Source organism: Rufibacter hautae (assembly GCF_008271695.1).
GTDB lineage: Bacteria > Bacteroidota > Bacteroidia > Cytophagales > Hymenobacteraceae > Nibribacter > Nibribacter hautae.
The window spans coordinates 1,977,062-1,999,420 of record NZ_VKKY01000001.1 but is presented as its reverse complement, the minus strand read 5'-3'; the positions used below and the strand labels follow the sequence as shown (position 1 = coordinate 1,999,420).

The following is a 22,359-nucleotide window of genomic DNA, read 5'->3' as shown; positions in this document are numbered from 1 at the left end:
GTGTCTTTCTAAGAAAACAGGCCTAAAACAGAGAAGAAGGGGATCTTGATTTTTAGCAATCCGGAAAAAACAACTACTTTTTAGTTGAGTTCTTATTGGTGCTGGAGTTGCTATTAGACCGGATCACGAAATTGGAGCCCTCTTTTTGTAGCATCAGGTCTACGTCTTCGCCGGTAGTTGTCTGGATGATCTTTTTGTATTTGGCAAACAAGGTATCAGACTGCTTTTTGTCGTTGATATAGAGCCCGGTTTTGTCCAGCTTGAACAGGTAGTCGTCATCGGCAGACTTGATCAAGCCATCAGACACCAGGGCAGCCTTGAGTTCCTTCATCATGGCGTCATGTTTTTTCATGCGCTCCTCGTGCTCCTTCATCCGGATGCCGTGCTCTTTCATGCGTTCCTCGTGCTCTTTCATGCGGGCGCTGTGCTCGGTCATGCGGCGGTCATGCTCGGCAGAAAAGCGGGCCTGCTCGGCGGCGCTTCCTTCTTGCCGTGCCCGCACCCTGGTCCCAAACTCCCGCTGCCTCATTTCATATTCCTCCATCCGGGCATGGAACTCCTTCATCCGCGCCTCATATTCCTTCATTTCCTTTTTGTAGCGCTTGTTGCTTTCTGCATCGCCAGCCAAAGGCGCTACGGGCGCAATAGGAGGAATGGGCGCAATGGGGGGTATACCCGTCCTTGGGGTGCGCGGCATGGGAGGCATGGGGGGCATGGGCGCTAACCGGCCTCTTCGGCCCCTGATGTTCTCATCATCCCCCATTCTGCCCAGCGAGGCCTCTACTTCCTCCATGGCACTTTCCACTTCTTCGTCATCACGGATGGTTTTGCCTTTCTTGGCGGCGGCTAGTTGCTGGTCAATGCGGGACTGGTATCTGCCCAACTCGCTCTTAGGAATGCGGCGGCCGTTCACGTAGACTTCCACCACCTTGCCTTTTTTGTTCTGCACAATTACCAGCCCATCTTCCAGTTGCTGCAGGGTCAGGTCCTCGTCTCCTGGGGTTTGCACGGGCTGTTTCTCTGGCTGCTCTTCAAGAGAGACAGGTAATTCTGTAGACTGAACCGGCAAAGGTTGTTCTTCCAGAGTCTGCGGCTGAAGGGCTATGGGGGTAGCAGGCACACTGTAATTGGCCCAGGCGCTGGCCGAGAACACCAACACGCCGGCAATAACGGCGCAGCTGGCCAGGAATCCTTCAGAGAAAGAAGGCCGGAGGCTGGATTTCTGCACCAATCTGGTGATGCGGCCCAGCAAAGACCGGCGACGGCCTGAGAATGCCACGGCAAGCCGCGGAGTGGATACGTTCGTTTTCATGAGCAGTTCTTCTAAGTTAGTTAAGGCGTAAGCATAGGTGAGGGAGTCGCCGCAGAGCGCGAGGGCCAGGTCATCGCAGGCGTGCTCCCGCTCGGTGCGGGCACAGTCTGAGATCCACCACACCGCCGGATGGAAGAAAAACAGGGTTTCCACCATGCTCTGCAGCAGGTTCAAAAGATAGTCGCGGCGGTGTATGTGGGCCAGTTCGTGGGCCAGAATGGCTTCTACCTGCGCCGCTGATAAGCCAGCCAACGCGCCCAGCGGCAGCAATATCAAAGGCTTGAAGTGCCCGATGACCATGGGCACCTGCACCAGGGCAGACTCAGCCACGCTCACCACTTGGTGCATGCCCAGTTTGCGGGACAGTTCCACCACTTTCTGCTGCCATGCTTCGGGCACCACCCGGGTGCGGTAAGACCGTAGCCGCTGCACGTAAACCCAGCCACCTAGCACCCGCAGCCCCATCAGCAGCATGCCCATGAGCCACAGCGTGACTACGGCCGGCAGGTTCTGGTCAAAATACCCGCGGCCCTGCGCCAGGATGTTCTCCCAAAAAGAAGGCGGCGCGGTCTGGATGATGACGGTCTGCACCTGCAACGCGCCGCTGTCCTCCAGCAGCACTACCTCCTGATTTGCCGCATCGGCCACTGGGTTATACAGGCTGATGTACGTGATGACGGAAACCAGCAGTAGCGCGATGAGCCCTCCCCAAGCCACCCAGTACCGGGTAGCCGCCGAGTGCCGGTGCATTAACCTAAGCAAGACGCCCACCAAAAGGGCCATCAATGCTCCTTGCCAGAGGGAGTGCAGGAGTGTCCAGCCCAGCGCGTTGGTCACCGCCTGGGGCATGAGTTCATGAATCAGCGTTTGAGGAGTCATCTTCCAGTTTTTTCAAAAGGTGGCGGATTTGGTTTAATTCATCTGGGGTGGTGCGGTGGTTGCCCAAAGCCTGCATCACCAGTTTCATGGCCGAGCCGCGGAAAGCGGTATCCAGAAAGCGACCCAGCAGGTGCTGCTGGGTTTCCTCCTCGGTGACGGCGGCGCGGTACACGTGCGAGCGGCTTTCCTCATCGCGGGAGACCAGGTTTTTCTCGTGCATGATCTGCAGCAGTTTCAGGGTGGTGGTGTACCCGGTTTCCTTGGTCTTGCTCTGCTCTTCGTTCACAAACCGGACGGTGCTGGGCCCGTGCTGCCACAGGATCTGCAGAATCTCCAGTTCGGTCTCGGTGGGTTTCAAGGGGGCTGTATTCTCCATGGTTTCTCTTCAACTCAGCTCTACGACTTATTTCGTAGTCAATAATACGAAGCTTTTCGTAAAAAGAAAATTTAATCACGAAATTTTTCGTAGTTAAGATAAAAACAAAAGCTCCTTTTTACAAAGAAGCTGATTTACAATATAATAAAACCCCCAACTGCTGCAAAGCCGATAAACGGCACCGGGCTGGTGAAAGAAAACCCAAGGTATGGCCGTTCTGCTGGAAAGTGTTGCCCTCCTTTTGGGCGGCTGTTTGGTTTTCTCTTCCGTACTTTACCGCATGAAGAAAGTATTTCTGTTAGGGCTTTGCCTTTCTCTGCTGGCCTGTCTGCCGGCCCTGGCCCAACGCTACAAGACGGCTGCCGGCCTTAGAATTGGCAGCGATGAGTTTGGGCTTACCGTTCAACAAAAGATTCTGGAAAAAACCACCCTAGAGGGCTTGCTCACTGCCTCTCCCCGGGAAATAACCGCCACCATCTTGGCCGAGCAGCATTTTCCTATGCTGGGTCAGCGCTTCAATTACTACCTAGGCGGCGGGGCGCACGGCGGTCGCCTCAAAGATTATGGCGCCATTTACGGCGTAGACGCCATTGTGGGCCTGGAGTACAAAGTGAACGGGCTCCCGTTCCTGCTGTCCGCCGACTTGAAACCGGCCATCCACATCCGGCACGAGGAATGGTTCAACATGGGTGGGGCCTTCTCTATCCGGTACGTTCTGGTGAAGGAAAAGCCACCCACCCCAGGGCAAATCATCAAGGGTATTTTCAGCCCGTCAGACAAAAAGAAGAAGAAAAAGAAAGAGTCCTCCTCCTGGTTCTAGCATCATAGGCTGTGCGCTGCTTTGGGCTTGTTTAAAGAAAATCGGGCTCAAAACAGGCAGCGGTGTCTTACGCGCCGAAGGATACTTTGCCGGTAGGGGCGTAGGCCACGGTATAGGCAGTAGGAGTAGCGGCATCGGCGGTAGGGCCAGGCATCTGTTTGCCAGACTGGTTGATGTAGATTACTTCTTGTTTGTAGTTAAGGCCGCTCAAGGCATCTTTCAAGGCCAAACCAGAACCAACACACATGGCGAATAATAAGATAATAAGTTTCATGACTTTAGATTTTTAAGGTTTACAGGTACGATTTCAGTTTTTGGGATTGGCCTCCCTGGCGAAGCCGGAACTCTGTTTCCTGTTCCGTTACAACTAAAAGATGCAGTGACAGTGCTTTTGGTTGTCTGCTCTGATTACTTTCTTTTCCAAAGACGTGCCAACTTGCAAATAATTGATATTCAACCATTTATATCACAACCTGTTTTTACAACTGTCCGGCCGTGAACTAAATATGTCCAGAAATGAACAACCTCTGTTTACTTGAACAGTTTCTGGATACTCCCTGCCAATAACTTCTTTTAATTTCTAAAGCCGATTAGTTTCCACTTGAGTTGAACTGCCTGCGGTTTGCTCTACCTTTTAAGGTTCTCTTTTGTGGCTTTGGTGTGCGTCTTGACAAGATTGTGCAGAATGGCACAGCCGACTACCAACGGCTCCCAGGACGAGAAAGAATATCTGACCCGGCGCGTTTACGTATTGCTTCTATGCTCCCAGATTTAACCCCCGAATTGACTTTTCAGACCTCGCGCAGCAGCGGCCCCGGCGGACAGAACGTGAACAAAGTTGCCAGCAGGGTAGAGGTATGGTTTTCCATTGAAAACTCCGCTTTGCTCACGCAGGAACAGAAAGACCTGCTCTTAGAGAAACTGGCGCCCCGCCTGAACAAAGAAGGCTTCCTGCATTTGGCCAGCCAGGAAGACCGCAGCCAATTAGCCAATAAGGAACTAGTGGTGCAGAAACTCTACGAGGTACTGGAACAGGCCCTGCACCGGCCCAAGCCCCGCAAGAAAACCCGTCCGTCCAAAGCCGCCGTGCAGAAAAGGCTACTGGCCAAACAGAAGCTAGGCCAGAAAAAAGCCAATCGGCGCGCCGGAAGCGCTGAAGACTAATCTGTTTTTGGGATGTTTTGCGGAAATCAGGCCTAAATCGGACTTCTAACCCTTCTTTTTCTCTGGTTTAAGTCTGTGACTTGGACCTATCATTGCCTGCAGTTTGCAACAACTATCTCTTCTGGTTCAAGTCTGAGACTTGGACCTACCATGGTCGGAAGTTTGCAACTTCCGTGAGGCTTGAGCCACAAAACCACTTTATAGGTCTTTACTTTCTAGACCCTTCTTCTATCTCTTTGGCTGCAGCCGTGGTCTGCGGGCGTTTGTCACTTTTCTCCTTGATGAGAAAAGTAACCAAAAGAATCAAGAAGCCTCAAACTCGCTGACGCTTGAACAGTGAGGCTTCAGTCAAGGTACCACCTAGCCAGCGTCCTCTGTTGCATCGTAGACGCAGGCTACTGCCAAGTGAACAGTTCTTCCGTGCGTCAGGCCGGGACTCGGCCTCACTGTAGGCCTTCGCCCCGGCCCGCCGCAGGTGACAGCTTTGATATTTCATGCACTGCGCAGAAACAAAGCCTTTGCTCCTTTCCGGGGATTTTAGAAGCTTAATTGAATTCCGTTGGTGAGGCTGTACAGGTAATTGGGGATGGGCACAATGGGTCGGTTCTCGTAGGTGTGCGAGAAGTTGGTGGTGAGTTGGAACCGGCTGTTGATCTTCATAATGATGGACAGATCTCCGCTGAAGCGGTGCCGCGCCATTTCCGCCGACTGGTCATAGCCCACCTGGTAGTAATGGATGGTACTCAGCTCCAGAAACGGGTTCAGAGGTAGCCGGATGCTGGCGTAATTGGAGAGTTTGGGAATGCTCTTGTTAATGTATCTATCTTCTTCCAGGTTGTGCCAGCGTTCATACTCGTGCATAATGCCGGTGCCCAGGTTGAACCTGAGGTTATCTTTCCGGACCACCGCAAACCTGATACCTGCGCCAGCCAGCATCCTCAGTTCCAGACCACGGTTATAGTCGTACTGGGCTTGGGCGTAGGTTTCATAAGACAGACGCGCCTGGCGGTTGAAGGTCACGCGCCCGTGTATGTAGCCGGTCTCTACCTGCGTCTCGCCCTTGAGGCGCACGTAATTGTAGGAACCCAGCAGCAGATACGTATTGCGGTCAGACACGTACCCAATGTTGCCGTTCCCGGTGAGCCCCAGGAAATGGTCGGTTTGGCCTTCTTTGCCCACGGCGCGGTTGAACAGGTTCAGGTTTACGCCCAGCTTGCCGGTGAAATAGTTGGAGGTGTCTTTTTCCACCCGGGCTTTTTCTACATTCAGGATTTGGCCCGAGGCCGAGACAACAGAAAAGAAAAGGAGAAAGAGAAGGCCAGAAAGCCGCGAAAAAGAAAGCATAAGCAAATAATGGTGACCCGGCCTGCAGCAGCCCCGAGTCATTTCAACGTAAAAAGAAGCCTTAACCAGGTGCTGCGCTATAAGCGAATTGCCCACCTCAAACACGGCTTCTTTCCCGAAGTTATAGATTTTAGCTTAAAACCCAGCTACTTTCGCCTAAAACCAAGCCTTGTACCCCGCCAGGAAGCAAGGTTAACAAGCCATCTCTAAGGATTAGAAATCCAGGTGTCAACAAATTCAGAACAACCTTTTACAGTTCGTTTGCCTGAAAAAACAACGCCCTGTTTTGCGGCTGTTTTATGAAAATCAGCTGCAAAACAGGGCATTTCTGGTTCGTTTGAAATTAGGCTAGTGGTCTTTATCGCCGTTGAATTCAGTAATGGCCTCGCCTAAGTCATAAACGGGTACCTGGGTGATTTCCTGGGCCACAATGCTGGCGGCGGCCGCAGACCGGTACCCGGCGGCGCAGTGCACCACAATGGGCTTGTCAATGGGCACTTCGTCCAGTCGGTCCCGGAGTTCTGGCAGCGGTATCTCCAGGGCATTGGTGAAAACCTTTTTCTCGCGCACCTCATTCGTGTTCCGGACGTCCAGAATGGTGTAGGCCTCTGGGTTGGCTCTGAACTGGGCAAGGTCCAGCGTCGGTGACTGCACCGTTCCGGCTGGGGCTACCGGCAGTGCCCCCGAGATAAAGGCTTCGTACCCAATGCTGGCAGTGCGGCCAATCAACTCGCGCAGCTTTTCCTCGTCCTCGGCAATAAGGTAAAAGCCCTCCTGAGGCCGCACCACCGAGCCAAGCCAAGTCTCAAACTTAGGTCCGTCCTGCAGATTGATGGCTTTGGCCAGATGCCCCTGCTTGAACTTGTCCTGGGGCCGCGTGTCAATGACAAGGCAACCTTTGCTTAGTTTATGGTCTGCTGCGATGATGGGCACCTGCTTCACCGAGGTCTGGAACTTGGGTGCTCCTTTCTGGTTCAGGTGCACATCATACTCAAAGTACCGGGGCACAAAGGGCTGGTCGGCGGTAATATAGGCCACGAACTCATCCTCGGTCATGTCCTGCAGGGCCGGATTCGTGCGTTTCTCGTCTCCTATGGTGCTGGACTTGGCCTCGCTGATGGCTTTGCCGCAAAGGCTTCCGGCCCCGTGGGCCGGATACACCAGCACCTGGTCGGGCAGTGGCATGAGTTTCTGGCGGGTAGAGCGGTACAGCAGGCGGGCCAGTTCCTCGCGGTCAGCGGTCTCGTGGCCGGTGTTCTCCCGCAGATCTGGCCGGCCCACATCGCCAATGAAGAGGGTATCGCCGGTGAAGATGGCATGCTCCCGGCCCTGCTCATCGCGCAACAGCACAGAGATGCTGTCTGGCGAGTGGCCGGGGGTATTGAGGGCCTGCAGGGTCACGTTTCCTATGCGCAGTTCGTTTCCATCGTCAAAAGGCTTGTGCTGGTATCTGGCCCCGGCGCGTTTGCTCACGTAGACGCTGGCCTGCCGCGCTTCTGACAACTCCAGGTGGCCGCTCACGAAATCGGCGTGCGGGTGGGTCTCAATAACCGCGACAATCTTGGCGTCATGGATCATGGCAAACTCTTCGTAGGGCCTGGGGTCCCGCGCCGGGTCAATGACCGCAATCTCTGAATCATCCATCACGATGTACGAGAAATGGGCCAGACCTTTGTCTTCAAATTGCTGGATCTTCATATCACTAGCAGGTACGTATAAGGCCCAACATCGTTGGAGGAGTAGGCTGGCCGCTTTGCCCCAGGGCGTGTCACAAAGCTTGTTTCCTTCCATTTTCTGCCCTATTTTGACATCCTTGTGCAGAAGGCTACGTTCATACCTCTGATAGTTTTGCCCATGGTGCGCCTAACAGCGGTTTGCCTAGACAGAGCCCGCTCACATTTATAATCCCAACTTATGCAAGTACCCAAAGGAACCCTTATAGCCCTGGGCGGCGGCGATGATGACGGTCTTATCAACCTGGTCCGCTCTGAGCTTTGCAGCATTGATTCTCATATTGAGGTGATTACCACGGCCACCCTGGAACCTATGGAGTCTGGGCAGGCCTACAAAGAAGCGTTTGAGGAGCTGGGCTGCAGCAGCGTGCGCTTCATGCACATTGACGAAGACAACGAAGCAGATAAACCTGAGTACCTTTCGCGCATCGGCAAGGCCGAGGTGATCTTTTTCACCGGCGGCAACCAGTTACGTCTGAAAGAGTTTCTGGCCGGTACCCAGCTGCACGAGCTCATGCAACGCCGGTTCAAAGAAGAGGAAATCACCATTGCCGGCACCAGCGCCGGGGCCGCCGCTATGTCTGACCGCATGATCTACGAGGGGTACGGTTATTACTCGCTTTTGAAAGGCGAGGTGAAAACCACTGAGGGGCTTTCCTTCATCCGAAACGTGTTCATTGACACCCACTTCACTGAGCGGGGCCGCTTTGGCCGCCTAGCCCACGCCGTCTCTAAACGCCCACAATTTGTAGGCATAGGGTTGGGAGAGGAAACCGGCATCATCATCAAAGGCGGGCAGCACGTGGAGGTCTTCGGGAACGCGGTAGTCACCGTCATGGACAGTTCCCATGTGCGTTACTCTAATCTGGACGAGGTGGAAGAAGGCGAGCCCATTGCCGTGGAGAACCTGATCATGCACCTGCTGGTGGAAGGCCATGAGTACTGTTTAACGGACCGCGTTTTCCGGAAGCTTTCCCAGCAGAAGCGAAAAACTTCCAGTAAAACCTAGCCAAACGTTTTGTAGTCTGCACCTAATCATAAACAGAAAAGCCCGGAACCTGATGTTAGGCTCCGGGCTTTTCTGTTGGCGGCTGGCCTGGTTAGTTTTTCACCACCCGGCGGGAGATCTCCTTGTTGTTATCGGTTTTGATGTGCAGGATGTACATGCCGGCAGAAAGGTGCTCGGCAGGAATCACGTGTGCCCCGCTGGTGAGCGACCGGTGCGAGATGGAAGCACCGTACACTTTCACGCCCTGCAGGTTGAACAGCTCTACCTGGGCCTCCTGGAAGGATACGTTGCTCAGGGCTACTTTGAGGCTGCTGTTGGTGGGGTTAGGGAACACGGCCAAAGAAGACGCCGGCAACTGCTCCGCAGACTTCGTCACGATGAAGCTTTGGAAGTCACTCATGACCTCTCTGAAAGCATTTTCCAGCGCTTCGCCCGCGTTGTCTCTCATCTTGGTGATTCTCTCTGTTAAGACGTTGCTGCTGTTGTAGGTAAGCACGTACTGCACTTCGTTGTCAAGCTCCCATGCGTTGTTGTTCCATTCCTGGATAAGCATACCAGTGATGTTCTTTTTGTCATCATAGGTGATGGTTTCCCGCTCGCTGTTCACCCAGGTGGAACCCGATGCCTCTTCGGTAGTCATGACCAGGGTTCTGGTGGTGGCGTTATATGAAGTGTTCACGCGCTCTACGTTGGTCCAGGCGTTAGCAGCGGCATCGTACGTTTGGGTTTCATACATGATGAACCCGGCGGGGTTGGTCGCCTCAGAAACCCACATGAAGTTGGTATCCTTCTCATCGTCCTTCCAAGTACCAGTGGCTGGGTCCCAATTCTGGTGCACAACGGTGTGTGGTTTCTTCTCATTGCCCGTGTAGAGGTGAATAGACTTCACCGTGTTGGTTAAAGGGCCTCCGGCGGTACTACTTTGGTAGACTATATTGGCTACCCTCCCTTGCGCATCATGCACGTACGTAGATTTAAGGGTTGGTTTCCAGGCAGTGGTGAGCATGTCCCAGAGATAAGCTATACTTTCTTTCAGGAGGAAGTTCTCATATGTATTCACCGACCTAGATATATTGATCGCATCGGTGGCATGTATGCGCTCTGTTTCCTGTCCCCGGTTGTTGTAGGTGTGCGTATAGGCACCTGCTCCTTGCCAAGTTCCCGGTGAAGGCTCATCATTCCAAACATAGTACTCTGTTTTGCCGGGCAAGGTGATGGTGGTTTGTGCAAAAGCACTTGCGCACAAGGCACACAGTAAAGCAATAAGGTAAAGAGTTTTCATGGGGCTTATGGTTTTAGGATTTCTGGATAAAAGGTCTTGTCTCTATAATTCCTGACACTGGGTGGCCACTGTTCTAAAAGCACGTACTTTCCTTTCTACTCCCTCACGCTTTCCTTGCGCTTCGCTAAGGCCTTTGGACCCAAACTGTTAAGTTTTGACAGTCTCTTTTCTGTTTACCCCTACCTATCCCATAAATTTTTCTGTATTTTTTAGGATAACCATCTGAAAGCATCTTCTAGAAGCTCTTTCCCAGGCTGTGCCATTACTCAAAAGGGTGCGATTCTGGGCTGATTTCTAAAAACCAGCCCAGAATCGCACCCTCTCTTTGCCCCAAATCTTTGCGCTTTGGTTTACTTCATTTTCACCACCCTGCGCGAGATCCCTTTGTTGTTGTCTGTGGTGATGCGCAGAACGTACACGCCCGCACCCAATTGTTGACAGGGAATTACATGGTTCCCCGTACTGATGGAGCGGAACGAAGCCATGGCCTCATACATTTTCTTTCCCTGCAAGTTGAAAAGCTGAATCTGGGCCTGCTTAAAGCCTGCACCTGTTAAGCTAATGTTCAGGTTGCCGGAGGTAGGATTAGGGAAAACCGCCAGCGAGGACTCTGGCAGTTGCTCAGCAGCACCGGTAATATTAAACGTTTGAAAGTCTCTATAAACATCTCTGCTGAGATTCTCCAGAGGACCACCATCAACCATTCTAATCTTAGTGATTCCCTCGGTTAAGACATTATCTGGGTTGTAGGTCAGGAGATACTGTGTGTCTCCCAGAAACTTCCATTTGTCGTAATCCCATTCCTGTACAAGCAACCGAGTGGGGTTCATTTGCGCATCAAACGTTGTGATCATCCGGATACTTGGCACTCAACTATTATTACTTGATGCAAAGTCTGTGGAATAAGTTGATGTGCGGGTGACAGGGTCATAGGAATTGGTATGCCTTTTTAAAGTGACCCATGAAAGATCAAAATCCACCACCTGGGTCTCATAGCTAAGTAACTTAAAAGGATGATTGGAATCAGTAGACCATACCAAGTTGATGTCTTTTTCTTCCAATCCCCAACCAACCAAAGTTTCACTCCATATTTGACGCTCAACGGAAGAAGGGTTAAGGTCATCATTCGTATAGGTATTGATGACTCTGGTCAAATTCTCTAACTGAGAACTAGCGCTGTTGAATGCTTGGTTGGTTATAGTGAGTAGTCTTCCCTGCTGATCATACACATACCTAGTTCTGGACTTGTCCTCCCAAACGCCCCCAGAAACCATGGTCTGTTCCAAGGTTGCCAACAATCCGAAATTCCCATAGGTGTTGATGGTCTTGGACTGTTCAAAATCACCAAAGAAAAGAATTCGCTCTGTTTCCTGCCCCCGTGAGTTATAAGTGATTGTATAATAATGGGACAGCACCCAATAGCCAGTTGCTTGTTCTCCGTACCATATATAATTGTCTACAGAGCGGGGCAAGGTAAGAAGAGTGGTTTGCGCCCTTGCACAAAAGCAGAGGGTACATAAAGCCAGAGAAAGGTAAAGAGTTCGCATAGCAGGCATCATTGACGTACACCAAAAAATATAGAGTGCCGGGGAGGCACTGCTCGTCCACTTCCCAAAGGTAACTCCTGCCTACTCAGCCTTTTTATGAATCGCCTTTAACCCTTTTGCATTGAACTTACATAAGGTACAAAAAGCACTTGGCTTTTCACACCATTATTTCACCAATCATGATGATTGTCAATATATTACATAAATAAAAAGGTGCGTTTAAGACCCGTTTTCTGAAAAACAGATCCTAAACGCACCTTCCGGTACTTCTCTGTAAACTTTGAGATCGGGCTACAGCCTGAACTCTTTCTGAAGCTCCATATTGATGGCCACAGCGGCCTTGGTGCCTTCAGCGGCAGCTACAATCACCAACTGCATGTCTCGGGCGGCGTCTCCGGCCACGTACAAACCAGGCACGTTGGTTTGCTGGTGCTTGTAGGTTCTCACTACGCCTTTGCTGGTAAAATCACACTGCAGTTGGCGCGCCAGGTCTGAGTGCTGGTCTGAACCGGTGGAGAAGAACATGGCTTCCCGGTTTTCCACCTGGCCGTTCTTGAGCACGATGTGTTGCATATGCCCGTCTTCGCCCTCCAGTCTTTCAATGGCGGCCGTGTTGATCTGCACTTTGTTACGGGCCAGAAGCTCGCGGTCTTCGCGGGTCAGGCGGTTGGTGCCATCGGTGAACAGCATCACGTCGCTGCTCCAGGTCTTCAGGGAAAGGGAAAGGCCAATGGCGTCGCGGTTTTTGCCATAGGCGGCCAGCGGCTTGTTCTTTGACTCATACCCGTCGCAGTAAGGGCAATGGTGGATGCTGGAACCGTAGAAAGGCTCGGCTCCGGGTATCTTGGGCCAGCGGTCGCAGAGGCCGGTGGCCAACAGCACCTTCCGGGATAGGTACACCTGGTCCTCTTCATCCTCCACCTTGAACAGGTCGCCCTCTTTGGTCACCCGGGCAATCCGTTTCTGTTTGATATCCACTTCATACTTGGCCAGGTCCTCGCGGCCCAGGCGCAGGAACTCTGCCGGAGGGGTTCCGTCGCGGGAGATGAAGCCGTTCATGGCATGGGAATAGGAGTTCCGGTACACCCCGGAATCAAACAGGGCTACTTTTCGCATACACCGCCCCAGAAGCATCGCCGCGCTAAGACCGGCCGGGCCGCCGCCTACTATTAATACATCATACATACTTGAAATCTCTTAACCAGTCATGGCTAAACGCATCTGGCAAAAAAGAGATGGTTTCTGCGTGACTTTTTTCTTCCAGAACCTGCGCCTCACTGTGGATTATTTGAAGTAAATAGTACTTACCACAATGTTATAAACCACTTGTGGTGCAAAGTCAAATTCCAGCCTGGCAAGGGGCTTAAAAGGTCAGCCGCAGAAGGCCCACAGGAGGAGGGGAATTGCAGAATACTTTTCACCAGGGCACGTAATAATACTATAGCATATTTCTGTTCAAAACCGCCCTTACCAGTTCATAATTAATAATTATAAAAAATATAGCGATATGCATAACACTATCAGAATATCAGTTCTATTTATCTATATTTGATTAACAAATCCTTAAGAACCAAATACACTTATTTTTAACTAGCGAACGCATGAAAAGTAAATTTTTAGCCTTACTGGGCAGTGCTGTGCTCTCGGCGGGTGTAGCCCAGGCTGGAGGGTTCCAAGCTAACCTACAGGGGCAAAAGCAGTTAGGCATGGGCCACGCGGGCACCGGTTTAGCGCTGGACCAAAGTAGCATTTTCTTTAACCCAGGAGCGCTGGCGCATCTTCGGCAGAATGGTATCCAGTTAGGGGTTAGCGCCTTGAATGCGAAGATTGCTTACAGAGAGCCTTCACCGGGTATCTCAGAATCTGCTACAGACAACCCCATCAGCACCCCGTTCCAGGTGTATGCCTCTTTCGGGAAAGAAGATAGCCCGCTCCGCTTCGGTATTGGGGTGTATACGCCTTTTGGTTCTTCCGTTAACTGGGGAACCCGGTGGCAGGGACGCTATGGCTTGAATGAGTTAACCCTGAAAACCATTTTCATCCAGCCTACCATCAGTTACCGCATCACTGATAAACTGGGGCTTGGGGCCGGGTTTATTTACTCTACCGGCAGTGTGAACCTGCAAAGGAGCATTCCACTGGCAGACGCCAATTACAACGAGGCCGGGGTAGAACTGGATGGCGCGGCTAGCGGCTTCGGGTTTAACCTGGGCGTTTTCTTCCAACCCACAGAGAAACTCTCCCTGGGCCTCACGTACCGCTCTAAAGTAGAGATGGAAGTAAAGGAGGGCGATGTCACCTTCAGGCTGCCTACCTCCCCGTTGGTGGCGGGCCAGTTCCAGGCGACTCAGTTCGATGCCAGCCTTCCCATGCCGGCTAACATCACCCTGGGAATCGGCTTCAAACCTACAGAGGCCCTTACCTTCGCGGTAGACGTGCAGCGCGTACAGTGGAGCGCGTACAAGTCTCTGCGCTTTGACTACAACGCCGGCATTAGAGGAGAAACCTTCTCTGAGAGCCCCCGCAACTACGAAGACGTTTTCATTTACCGGGTGGGTGCCCAGTACAAGTTGTCTGAGATCTTCACCATCAGAGCCGGTGCTTACTATGACAACTCACCGGTACAGGAAGGCTATCTTACCCCAGAAACACCAGACTCAGATTCAAGAGGCGTATCTGGTGGCTTAACCCTGGCCCTGAGCGATAAAGTTGACCTTGACGCTTCGTTCCTGTACATCAACAAGAAAGAGCGCACCGATGACGCCAGCAAATCTGGCGGGGTAGCCGGCACTTTCAAGTCAGTAGCCTACATTCCGGGTGTTGGCATCAATTACAAGTTTTAATTTCAAGACAACATGAAGAACATATTCTATAGATTAGGCGCGGCTGCTCTTCTTTCCACCGCTTTCTTATTCAGCGGTTGCGAGCCCGAGTTTGAGGAGGACATTACCCTTAGCAAGGGTCCTCTGGATTTCAGCAAGTACGTAGCCGTAGGAAACTCCCTTACCGCCGGTTACCAAGACAACGGCCTTTACCTGGAAGGTCAGATTTTCTCTTACCCTAACATTCTGGCTAACCAGTTCAGTTTTGTGGGAGGCGGTGCTTTTGCTCAGCCACTGTTTACAAATGAGCAACGCAACGGCTCTGGCTACCTGCGTTTGGGCGGGTTCTCTTCTACCGGAGCTCCCATCCTTGCCCCGGTAACCACCAACCTGGCCGTCCGCACAGATGTTCCGGCCTTGCCGGGTGGCCGTCGCCTCACCAAATTCACCGGAGCCATCCAGAACTGGGGGGTACCCGGTATTTCTGTGCTGGCTAGTGCCGTGCCACAATACGGCGGTGTGAACCCTTACTTTGAACGCTTGTTGGCCGATGCCGAAGTGGGCCAGGTAAGCTACGTGCAGAAGGTGGTTTCTACCCAGCCTACGTTCTTCTCGCTTTGGCTGGGGAATAACGATGTGCTGGGCTACGCCACTGCTGGCGGAGTGGTAGACCCTGCCAACCCGTTTGGCGGCATCACCCCTGCTGCTACCTTCAACGCCATCTACTCCCAGTTGGCGGCGGGCTTGTCTAGAAACAAGGCGGCCAAAGGTATCGTAGCTACCATCCCAGATGTACGTTCCGTACCATTCTTTACCACGGTAGGTCCTACGTTCAGGGCAGGTCTGCCGGCTGCGGTAACTGCGGTAGTGGCGCTTACCAAAAGCGGAGCTAACCGAACCGTTATCGCGAAGAATGACATTAGGGTAGGTTCTTCCGGTACGGCATTGTTTACCCTTACCTCCACGGCTTACCTGGGTTTGCTGGGTCAGCCAACCGGAAGGTACTGGCGTGACCAGGCCAAGGCGAAATTCCCTGCAGACGCCGCCGCCATGGACCAGGAGCTTAAAAGACTGCTGCAGAACTACCAGTTGGATACCACCAAGATGTTTGGTTTAAGCGGAGAAAATCCTTTGCCAAGCGCCTTGGTACTGGATGCCGACGAGCAAGCCGAGATTCAGGCTGCTACCACTGAATACAACACCATCATCAGGAACGCAGCTACTGCCAACGACCTGGCCGTGTTTGATGCCTTTACTTTCTTCAACAGCATCCAAACACCTTACAACATGAACGGCGTAACGTATTCTCCGGCTTTCATCACGGGTAACCTGTTCTCGCTTGACGGGGTGCACCCAACGCCACGCGGATACGCCATCATCGCCAACGAGATGATCAAAGAGATTAATAGGAAGTACAACTCTACCGTGCCTACCATTGATGTAACTCAGTTCCGGGCGGTGCTTATCCCGTAACCAGAATGACCTAGTTTTTAGAAAAAGGCCAGCTAAACAGCTGGCCTTTTTTGTTTCGGGCTAAGAAGGTATACTAGCGGTAGAAAACACGCGTTTGCTACACCAGAACCAAATACATTCGTATACAAGCTAGCTAACGACAAAACCTATGAAAAACAACCCCTTCCTCCTTCTCTTATTTTGCGGCGCCCTTTTCTTCAGTGCCTGTAGCAGCGATGATGATGACACCCCGTCAGAAGACGAGATGCTGCAGAACAAGCGCTGGCAAATCACCGCCCTGCAGGCCAGCACCCCGTTTGGCAACCTTGACCTCTATGAAGACTTTGAAGACTGCCAGCGAGACAATTTCGTGGAGTTTAAGGCCAACGGCGTATTGGAAGTAAACGAAGGGGCTACCAAGTGTAATAATTCAGACCCGCAGCAAACCCAAGGCACCTGGTCTCTGAGCGGAGGCGTGCTCACCATCAGTGGCATTGGCGATGCCTACGGACTTCCGGATGATGACCTGGAAATCACGGTGACTTCTTTAACCAGTTCTAAGCTAGACGGAGAATTCACGGAGTCTATCTCTGGCATCTCCATTGACGGCACCGTTACTCTAGAGACCATGTAACTCCCTGGAGGTACCTAAAATATATTCCTTAAAAACAGAAGAGGGAGCCTGGCAGCAGGCTCCCTCTTCTGTTTTTAAGGGGTTTTTATGAAAACGGGGCTTTTTCTCCCATGGCCTTGCCCTCTATTAGCCGCTCTCCCCCTCACTTCTCGCAAAAATTCATGTCCTGTTCAAGCGGACTTTTACCGGTTTCGCTCTCCAAAAATCCTGCTTGGGCGGAGAGATAGGCTTTTTCAAAAATCATGTATAGGGGTAATCTACACAAGCCCGGTCTTATTTCTACAAACGGCAATTAAACTTTAAGTACATGAAATTGCATCATTCACATAGAAGCAAGCATGTCAAGCAAGCATGTCATTAGAGTTGACCAGACCGGTAGCTAAAAAGAATTTCAACCCTATTTCTAACCTATAATCATGTTTGTTTCACTTTATCAATTCCCTATCATGTTAAAAAAATCTTATCTCCTGACCCTCTTAGCAGCTTTCACACTGGTGTTCTCTTCTTGCAGCAAAGACGATGACAAAGATGAGCCAAAGCCATCTATTGAAGCACAGTTATCTCAAAAGACTTGGGAACTGGATGAACAAGAAGTCAAATATGATGGTCAATCTGCACAAGACATTTTAGAAATTGTTCAGAACGAAGCTGGTACCGATGACATAGCGTTCAAAATGGACGGCAAGGGAGAATTTGTCCTTCTTCTGGATGGAGATGATGAAGGTGATGGCGATTACGAAATAGATGGTGACAAGATCATCTGGGACTATCCTCTCACCTATACTTGGGCCGAATCTGAAGATGATACCCATGAATACGAATTTGAGCTCAACGGAAATACCTTGACGCTAACCTCTACTAGCACAGATATGGAGGGCAATGACTTTGAAGAAACCATCACCTTCAAAGCAAAATAGAGTAAACTGAATAATATAAAACAGGAAAGGGAGCCCGTAAGCTTCCTTTCCTGTTTTATATGCGTTTGTTTCTCCCTTGTTTTAGGAAAAACAACCTTAAAACGTTTAGTGCGCTTGTAACCAGTTCTCGCCGGTGCCCAGGCCAACTTCCATAGGTACGCTCAGTGGGAAAGCATGCTTCATGAGTTCCTCAATCTTAGGCTGCACCACCGGCAGTTCCTCCTTTAGCACATCAAAGACCAATTCATCATGTACCTGCAGGATCATGCGGCTGGCCAGTTTCTCTTCGCGCAGCCACTGGTCGATGTTGATCATGGCAATCTTGATGATATCGGCGGCGGTACCCTGGATAGGTGCGTTGATGGCGTTTCGCTCGGCGTAGCCCCTGATGTTCTGGTTACGCGAATTGATATCGCGCAGGTAACGGCGGCGGCCCAGCAGCGTCTCCACAAACTCCTGGTCGCGGGCTTGATTGATAGCACTGTCCATGTACTCTTTCACGGCCGGGAACTCCTGGAAATAGGCTTCAATAATCTCGGCAGCCTCGCGGCGCGGAATGGCTAGACGCTCCGCCAAACCAAAGGCCGAGATCCCGTAGATAATCCCGAAGTTGATGGTCTTGGCCTTGCGGCGCATGTCAGAATCCACCTGATCCACGGGCACGTGGAACACCTTAGCCGCCGTAGACGCGTGAATGTCCAACCCTTTCTGGAAGGCCTCTTTCATGGTGGCGTCATTGCTGAAATGCGCCATGATGCGAAGCTCAATCTGCGAATAATCCGCGGAAAGAAGCACGTGTTCTTCGTCTCTCGGCACAAACGCCTTCCGTATCTCGCGGCCTTTCTCCGTTCTGATAGGAATGTTCTGCAGGTTGGGGTTGGTGGAGCTCAAACGACCCGTAGCGGCCACAGCCTGGTTGTAAGACGTGTGCAGACGGTTATCTTCGGTACAGATCAATTGCGGAAGCGCGTCTACGTACGTGCTCTTGAGCTTGGTCAACTGCCGATGGTCCAAAATGAGCTGCACAATCTCGTGCTCAAAGGCCAGCTTAGACAGAATCTCCTCGCCGGTGGCGTACTGGCCGGTTTTGGTTTTCTTGATCTTGTTTCCGCCTAAGCCCATGCGGTCAAACAGCACCTCACCCAACTGCTTGGGTGAGCCTATGTTGAACTCCATGCCCGCCAGGTTGAAGATCTTCTGCTCTATCTCCTGGATAGCGGTTTGGAGGGAAACAGAAGACTCGGCCAAAGCCTCGGCGTCAATGCTCACGCCTTCGCGTTCCATGTGGCCCAGCACGCGCAGGAGCGGGTTCTCCACATCGTTGAAGAGGCGTTTCAGGCCTTGTTTCTCTAAAAGACGGTCGAAATAGTTTTTAAGCTGCAGCGTGATATCGGCGTCTTCGCAGGCGTACTCATAAATTTGTAGCGCCGGCAATTTGTCCATGGTAAGCTGGTTCTTGCCTTTGCCCAGCAGCGTTTCTATCGCGATGGGCGTGTAGTGCAGGTACGTCTCGGCGAGCAGGTCCATGTTGTGGCGCATGTCCGGCTCCAGCAGGTAGTGGGCCAGCATGGTGTCATAAAGCGGACCTTGCACGTCAATGCCGTAGCGTTGCAGCACCACCAGGTCATACTTGATGTTCTGCCCAATCTTGGTGATGCTGGGGCTTTCCAACACTTCCTTGAACTCCTGCACAATCTCGCGGGCGGCATCCTCATCCTTGGGTGGAACCGGAATGTAGTAGGCCTCGCCGGGCATGTAGCAGAACGAAATACCCACCAAACGCGCGGTGATGGCGTCAATGCTGGTGGTCTCAGTGTCAAAGGAAACCTCTTTCTGCAGCTTCAGGTATTTGAGCAGTTGCTGCCGCTGCTCTGGGGTGGTGAGCAGGTGGTACTCGTGCAGCGTAGTGTCTATGGTTTTTCTTATGCGCGGCGCATATTCCTCACCAGGAGCGGCAGCTTCTGCGCCTTCCTCGGAAGTCATGGTTTCACCGGCTGGCATCTCAAATAGCGAGGTCTGTCCCATGGGCTTATCAGACTTGAAGCCTTTGCCTACGGTAGGCTTGTTGCTCACGGGCTTGGGAACGGCGGGCGAGGCAGTGCCTAACACGCGGGTAGCCAATTGCCGGAACTCCAGTTCGTCAAACAGGGCAGCCAGTTTCTCGGTATCCGGACCATCGTAGCGCAGGCCTTCCTCGTCAAAGTCAATGGGCACGTCCAGGTGAATGGTCGCCAGTTCTTTGGACATGAGGCCCTGCTCGGCGAAGTTCACCACGTTCTCTTTCTGCTTGCCTTTGAGCTCATGCGCGTTGGCGATCAGGTTCTCTACACTTCCAAAGCGCTGAATGAGCGATTTCGCGGTCTTTTCGCCAATACCGGGTATTCCGGGGATGTTGTCCACGGCATCGCCCTGCAAGCCCAAGATGTCAATCACCTGCTTCACGTCACTGATTTCCCAGCGCTCCAGCACTTTGGGTTTGTCAATCACCTCTATGGCGTTGCCCAGAAAGGCCGGTTTGTAGACAAACACGTGGTCGGTGACCAGTTGGTAGTAGTCTTTGTCGGGCGTCATCATGAAGACATCGTACCCGGCTTTCTCGGCTTTGCAGGAAAGCGTGCCAATGATGTCATCGGCCTCATAGCCATCCATAATCAGGCCTGGGATCCGGAACGCTTCCACAATCTTCTTCACGTACGGGATGGCGATGGAAATATCCTCGGGCATGGCCTGGCGGTTGGCCTTGTATTCCACAAAGGAATCGTGCCGAAAAGTCTTGGAGGGCGCATCATAGCACACCCCTATGTGGGTAGGCTTTTCGCGGTTAAGCAGGTCTACCAGGGTGTTGGTGAAACCCAACGCGGCCCCGGTGTTCATGCCTTTGGAATTGATTCTTGGGTTTTTGCTGAAGGCAAAGTGGGCGCGGTAAATGAGCGCCATGGCGTCTAGCAGAAAAAGGCGTTTGTCTGGTGTACTCATAGGTTAGCGAAGGTACGGGCAATGCCGCGGGTATGCAATGGTGTCTTTTGTATAAACTGTGGATCGGGCAAAAAGTTAAACCCTGTATTTTTAGCCCATATTCAGGAAAACAGGCCTAAAGCAGAGTTCCAGAGAGATTCTTCTTTCTGATTCTCCGTCGCTGCTTCTCTTGATTATCATCAGTTTTCTCTAAGTGGCTTAGGGCACACGACAAGCAATTTTGAAGAACGCTGACAACACGTCTGTAATCCAACGTTCTCCCTTTCACTGGTAAAAAATCCGTTTTACGCCTGATTCTCGTAAACAGTATAGATAACGCAAAAGGATATTGGCTCTCCAACCGGCTCTAAAGCAGGAGTTGTACAAACTTTAGCCTGAAAAGCACCCAACCTCAGGCTTGATTCTTTATATTTATGTTTTACTATATAATCATCTTATAGGAAAGCAGATGGAAGGAGAAAAAGATAAGTTCTTATGGAAACTGGCCAAAAAGCGCGTGGCTTTCAGGCGGCATCTGTTCACCTATGCGGTGATTAACCTGCTGGTGTGGAGTGTCTGGTACCTCAACAAAGGCGAAGATTTCAATTACATGGGCCTGCCCTGGCCCGCCTGGCTGAGCCTTGGCTGGGGCGTTGGCCTGGCCTTCAACTACTATGACGCCTACCATGGCTCCCATGATTACGCCGTGGAGCGCGAGTACCAGAAACTAACCCGGAACAAGAATCTTTAGAACTAACGGATTTATTACTTAGTTTTGCTAGTAGACCAAAACTAGCAAATCCATGCCTAAATTTAGATCTGGGGTTCTGTACGGAGACGAGGTGCAGGACTTATTCAAGTACGCCAACGACAATAACTTTGCACTTCCCGCTGTAAACGTAATTGGTACCAACTCCATCAACGCGGTGTTGGAAACGGCCAAAGCGGTGAATTCTCCCGTTATCATTCAGTTCTCCCAAGGCGGTGCCCAATTCTATGCCGGCAAAAGCCTGAGCAACGAAGGACAGGCCGCCTCTATCGCCGGTGCTATCTCCGGCGCCCACCACGTACACCAACTAGCCGAGGCTTACGGTGTCACCGTCGTTCTCCACACTGACCACGCGGCTAAAAAATTACTTCCCTGGATTGATGGTCTGTTAGATGCCGGTGAGAAATTCTACGTCCAGCACGGCAAGCCTCTGTTCAGTTCCCACATGCTGGACCTTTCTGAGGAGCCCCTGGAAGAAAACATTGAGATCTCTGCCAAATACCTGGAGCGGATGTCTAAAATGGGCATGACCATTGAGATTGAATTAGGCGTGACTGGCGGTGAGGAAGACGGCGTTGACAACTCAGACATTGACAGCGCGCACTTGTACACCCAGCCAGAGCACGTAGCCTATGCTTACGAAGAACTAGGCAAGATCAGCAACCGCTTCACCGTGGCTGCTGCTTTCGGGAACGTGCACGGCGTGTACAAGCCAGGCAACGTGGAGCTTCGTCCTGAGATCCTGAAAAACTCCCAGGACTTCATCCAGCAGAAATACGGCACCGGCGATAACCCAGTGCAATTTGTATTCCACGGCGGATCCGGCTCTGAGAAAGAGAAAATCACCGAGGCCATTGAGTACGGCGCCATCAAGATGAACATTGACACCGACATGCAGTGGGCCTTCTGGGACGGCATCAAAAACTACTACGAAGGCAAAAGAGACTACCTGCAAGCCCAAATTGGCAACCCAACCGGCGAAGACAGCCCGAACAAAAAGTACTACGACCCACGCGTATGGTTACGCGCCGGTGAAGAGACCTTTGTGGCCCGCCTGAAAGAAGCCTTCCAAGACCTGAACTGCATCAACCGTAACGCGGAATAATGTGCTAATTTTTTAATGTGCTGATGTGCTATTTTCAGGATAGCAGCACAGGCAGAAAGCCGGTCCTTTGGGATCGGCTTTCTTGTTTTACAAGGCTCACATGCGCTACCCACCCCTGCCCCTCCAAGGAGGGGAATTGCTTCAGATGCCAAAAAGCGTATCCTCTAAGATACAGTTGAGCCGCAGTTCTGATTGTTGGTGATAACACCAACAGCAGTGAAAGCAGATTTGAACTGGAT

Annotated in this window: 19 protein-coding genes; 9 read left to right on the top strand and 10 right to left on the bottom strand. The window is 51.8% G+C overall.

Translation table 11 applies throughout. From position 1 onward, the window contains the following. Window positions 1–73 precede the first annotated feature (73 nt). Complete coding sequence (locus FOA19_RS07800; RefSeq protein WP_149090175.1) at window positions 74–2,191, bottom strand: M56 family metallopeptidase; 2,118 nt, start codon at window positions 2,189–2,191, stop codon at window positions 74–76. Then, entirely contained in the window at window positions 2,166–2,567 is a 402-nt protein-coding gene (locus tag FOA19_RS07795; RefSeq protein ID WP_149090174.1) for a BlaI/MecI/CopY family transcriptional regulator, read from the bottom strand. The genes FOA19_RS07800 and FOA19_RS07795 overlap by 26 nt, the downstream gene beginning before the upstream one ends. 280 nt (window positions 2,568–2,847) lie before the next feature. Between FOA19_RS07795 and FOA19_RS07790 the strand changes: the two genes are divergently transcribed. Then, window positions 2,848–3,387 carry a hypothetical protein gene (locus FOA19_RS07790; protein WP_149090173.1) on the top strand — a complete coding sequence of 180 codons (540 nt, stop codon included), beginning with the start codon at window positions 2,848–2,850 and terminating at the stop codon, window positions 3,385–3,387. Window positions 3,388–3,454: 67 nt separating this feature from the next. Here the strand turns inward: FOA19_RS07790 and FOA19_RS07785 are convergent, their stop codons facing one another. Next, a complete protein-coding gene (locus tag FOA19_RS07785; protein WP_149090172.1) occupies window positions 3,455–3,661 on the bottom strand; it encodes a hypothetical protein in 207 nt (68 codons plus the stop codon). Between the two features lie 485 nt (window positions 3,662–4,146). Here FOA19_RS07785 and arfB point away from each other — a divergent pair, with 485 nt between their 5' ends. Beyond that, a complete protein-coding gene (arfB, locus tag FOA19_RS07780) occupies window positions 4,147–4,551 on the top strand; it encodes an alternative ribosome rescue aminoacyl-tRNA hydrolase ArfB (RefSeq protein WP_149090171.1) in 405 nt (134 codons plus the stop codon). A 537-nt stretch (window positions 4,552–5,088) separates the two neighbouring features. Here arfB and FOA19_RS07775 read toward each other — a convergent pair. Continuing rightward, window positions 5,089–5,895 (bottom strand): DUF481 domain-containing protein, encoded by an 807-nt coding sequence (locus FOA19_RS07775; protein WP_190300318.1) that lies wholly within the window; start codon window positions 5,893–5,895, stop codon window positions 5,089–5,091. Window positions 5,896–6,243: 348 nt separating this feature from the next. Further along, entirely contained in the window at window positions 6,244–7,593 is a 1,350-nt protein-coding gene (locus FOA19_RS07770) for an MBL fold metallo-hydrolase (RefSeq protein WP_149090169.1), read from the bottom strand. A 216-nt stretch (window positions 7,594–7,809) separates the two neighbouring features. On the opposite strand from FOA19_RS07770, the gene FOA19_RS07765 reads away from it, so the two are divergent. After that, window positions 7,810–8,637 carry a cyanophycinase gene (locus FOA19_RS07765; protein WP_149090168.1) on the top strand — a complete coding sequence of 276 codons (828 nt, stop codon included), beginning with the start codon at window positions 7,810–7,812 and terminating at the stop codon, window positions 8,635–8,637. 91 nt (window positions 8,638–8,728) lie between these two features. On the opposite strand, the gene FOA19_RS07760 is transcribed toward FOA19_RS07765, so the two are convergent. The 4 genes from FOA19_RS07760 to FOA19_RS07745 form a co-directional block, all read right to left on the bottom strand. Further along, window positions 8,729–9,919: a T9SS type A sorting domain-containing protein gene (locus tag FOA19_RS07760; protein ID WP_149090167.1), complete on the bottom strand. Its 1,191-nt coding sequence runs from the start codon at window positions 9,917–9,919 to the stop codon at window positions 8,729–8,731. Window positions 9,920–10,269: 350 nt separating this feature from the next. Then, complete coding sequence (locus FOA19_RS07755; RefSeq protein ID WP_149090166.1) at window positions 10,270–10,773, bottom strand: T9SS type A sorting domain-containing protein; 504 nt, start codon at window positions 10,771–10,773, stop codon at window positions 10,270–10,272. A gap of 15 nt (window positions 10,774–10,788) precedes the next feature. Beyond that, complete coding sequence (locus tag FOA19_RS07750; RefSeq protein ID WP_149090165.1) at window positions 10,789–11,466, bottom strand: hypothetical protein; 678 nt, start codon at window positions 11,464–11,466, stop codon at window positions 10,789–10,791. A 291-nt stretch (window positions 11,467–11,757) separates the two neighbouring features. Next, window positions 11,758–12,651, bottom strand: a complete 894-nt coding sequence (locus tag FOA19_RS07745) for an NAD(P)/FAD-dependent oxidoreductase (protein ID WP_149090164.1) — start codon at window positions 12,649–12,651, stop codon at window positions 11,758–11,760. A 416-nt stretch (window positions 12,652–13,067) separates the two neighbouring features. Between FOA19_RS07745 and FOA19_RS07740 the strand changes: the two genes are divergently transcribed. The 4 genes from FOA19_RS07740 to FOA19_RS07725 all read left to right on the top strand — a co-directional run bounded on the left by FOA19_RS07740 (window position 13,068) and on the right by FOA19_RS07725 (window position 17,291). Next, window positions 13,068–14,309 (top strand): OmpP1/FadL family transporter, encoded by a 1,242-nt coding sequence (locus FOA19_RS07740; RefSeq protein WP_149090163.1) that lies wholly within the window; start codon window positions 13,068–13,070, stop codon window positions 14,307–14,309. A gap of 12 nt (window positions 14,310–14,321) precedes the next feature. Continuing rightward, window positions 14,322–15,761, top strand: coding sequence for an SGNH/GDSL hydrolase family protein (locus tag FOA19_RS07735; protein ID WP_149090162.1), 1,440 nt, complete (start codon window positions 14,322–14,324; stop codon window positions 15,759–15,761). Between the two features lie 148 nt (window positions 15,762–15,909). Next, window positions 15,910–16,374 (top strand): lipocalin-like domain-containing protein, encoded by a 465-nt coding sequence (locus FOA19_RS07730; RefSeq protein ID WP_149090161.1) that lies wholly within the window; start codon window positions 15,910–15,912, stop codon window positions 16,372–16,374. A gap of 416 nt (window positions 16,375–16,790) precedes the next feature. Then, window positions 16,791–17,291, top strand: coding sequence for a DUF5640 domain-containing protein (locus FOA19_RS07725; protein WP_149090160.1), 501 nt, complete (start codon window positions 16,791–16,793; stop codon window positions 17,289–17,291). A gap of 105 nt (window positions 17,292–17,396) precedes the next feature. Here the strand turns inward: FOA19_RS07725 and polA are convergent, their stop codons facing one another. Then, window positions 17,397–20,267 (bottom strand): DNA polymerase I, encoded by a 2,871-nt coding sequence (polA, locus tag FOA19_RS07720; protein WP_149090159.1) that lies wholly within the window; start codon window positions 20,265–20,267, stop codon window positions 17,397–17,399. Window positions 20,268–20,715: 448 nt separating this feature from the next. On the opposite strand from polA, the gene FOA19_RS07715 reads away from it, so the two are divergent. Together FOA19_RS07715 and fbaA are read left to right on the top strand one after the other, a co-directional pair. After that, complete coding sequence (locus FOA19_RS07715) at window positions 20,716–20,997, top strand: 2TM domain-containing protein (protein WP_149090158.1); 282 nt, start codon at window positions 20,716–20,718, stop codon at window positions 20,995–20,997. 52 nt (window positions 20,998–21,049) lie between these two features. Further along, window positions 21,050–22,120, top strand: a complete 1,071-nt coding sequence (gene fbaA / locus FOA19_RS07710; RefSeq protein ID WP_149090157.1) for a class II fructose-bisphosphate aldolase — start codon at window positions 21,050–21,052, stop codon at window positions 22,118–22,120. Window positions 22,121–22,359: the final 239 nt, after the last annotated feature.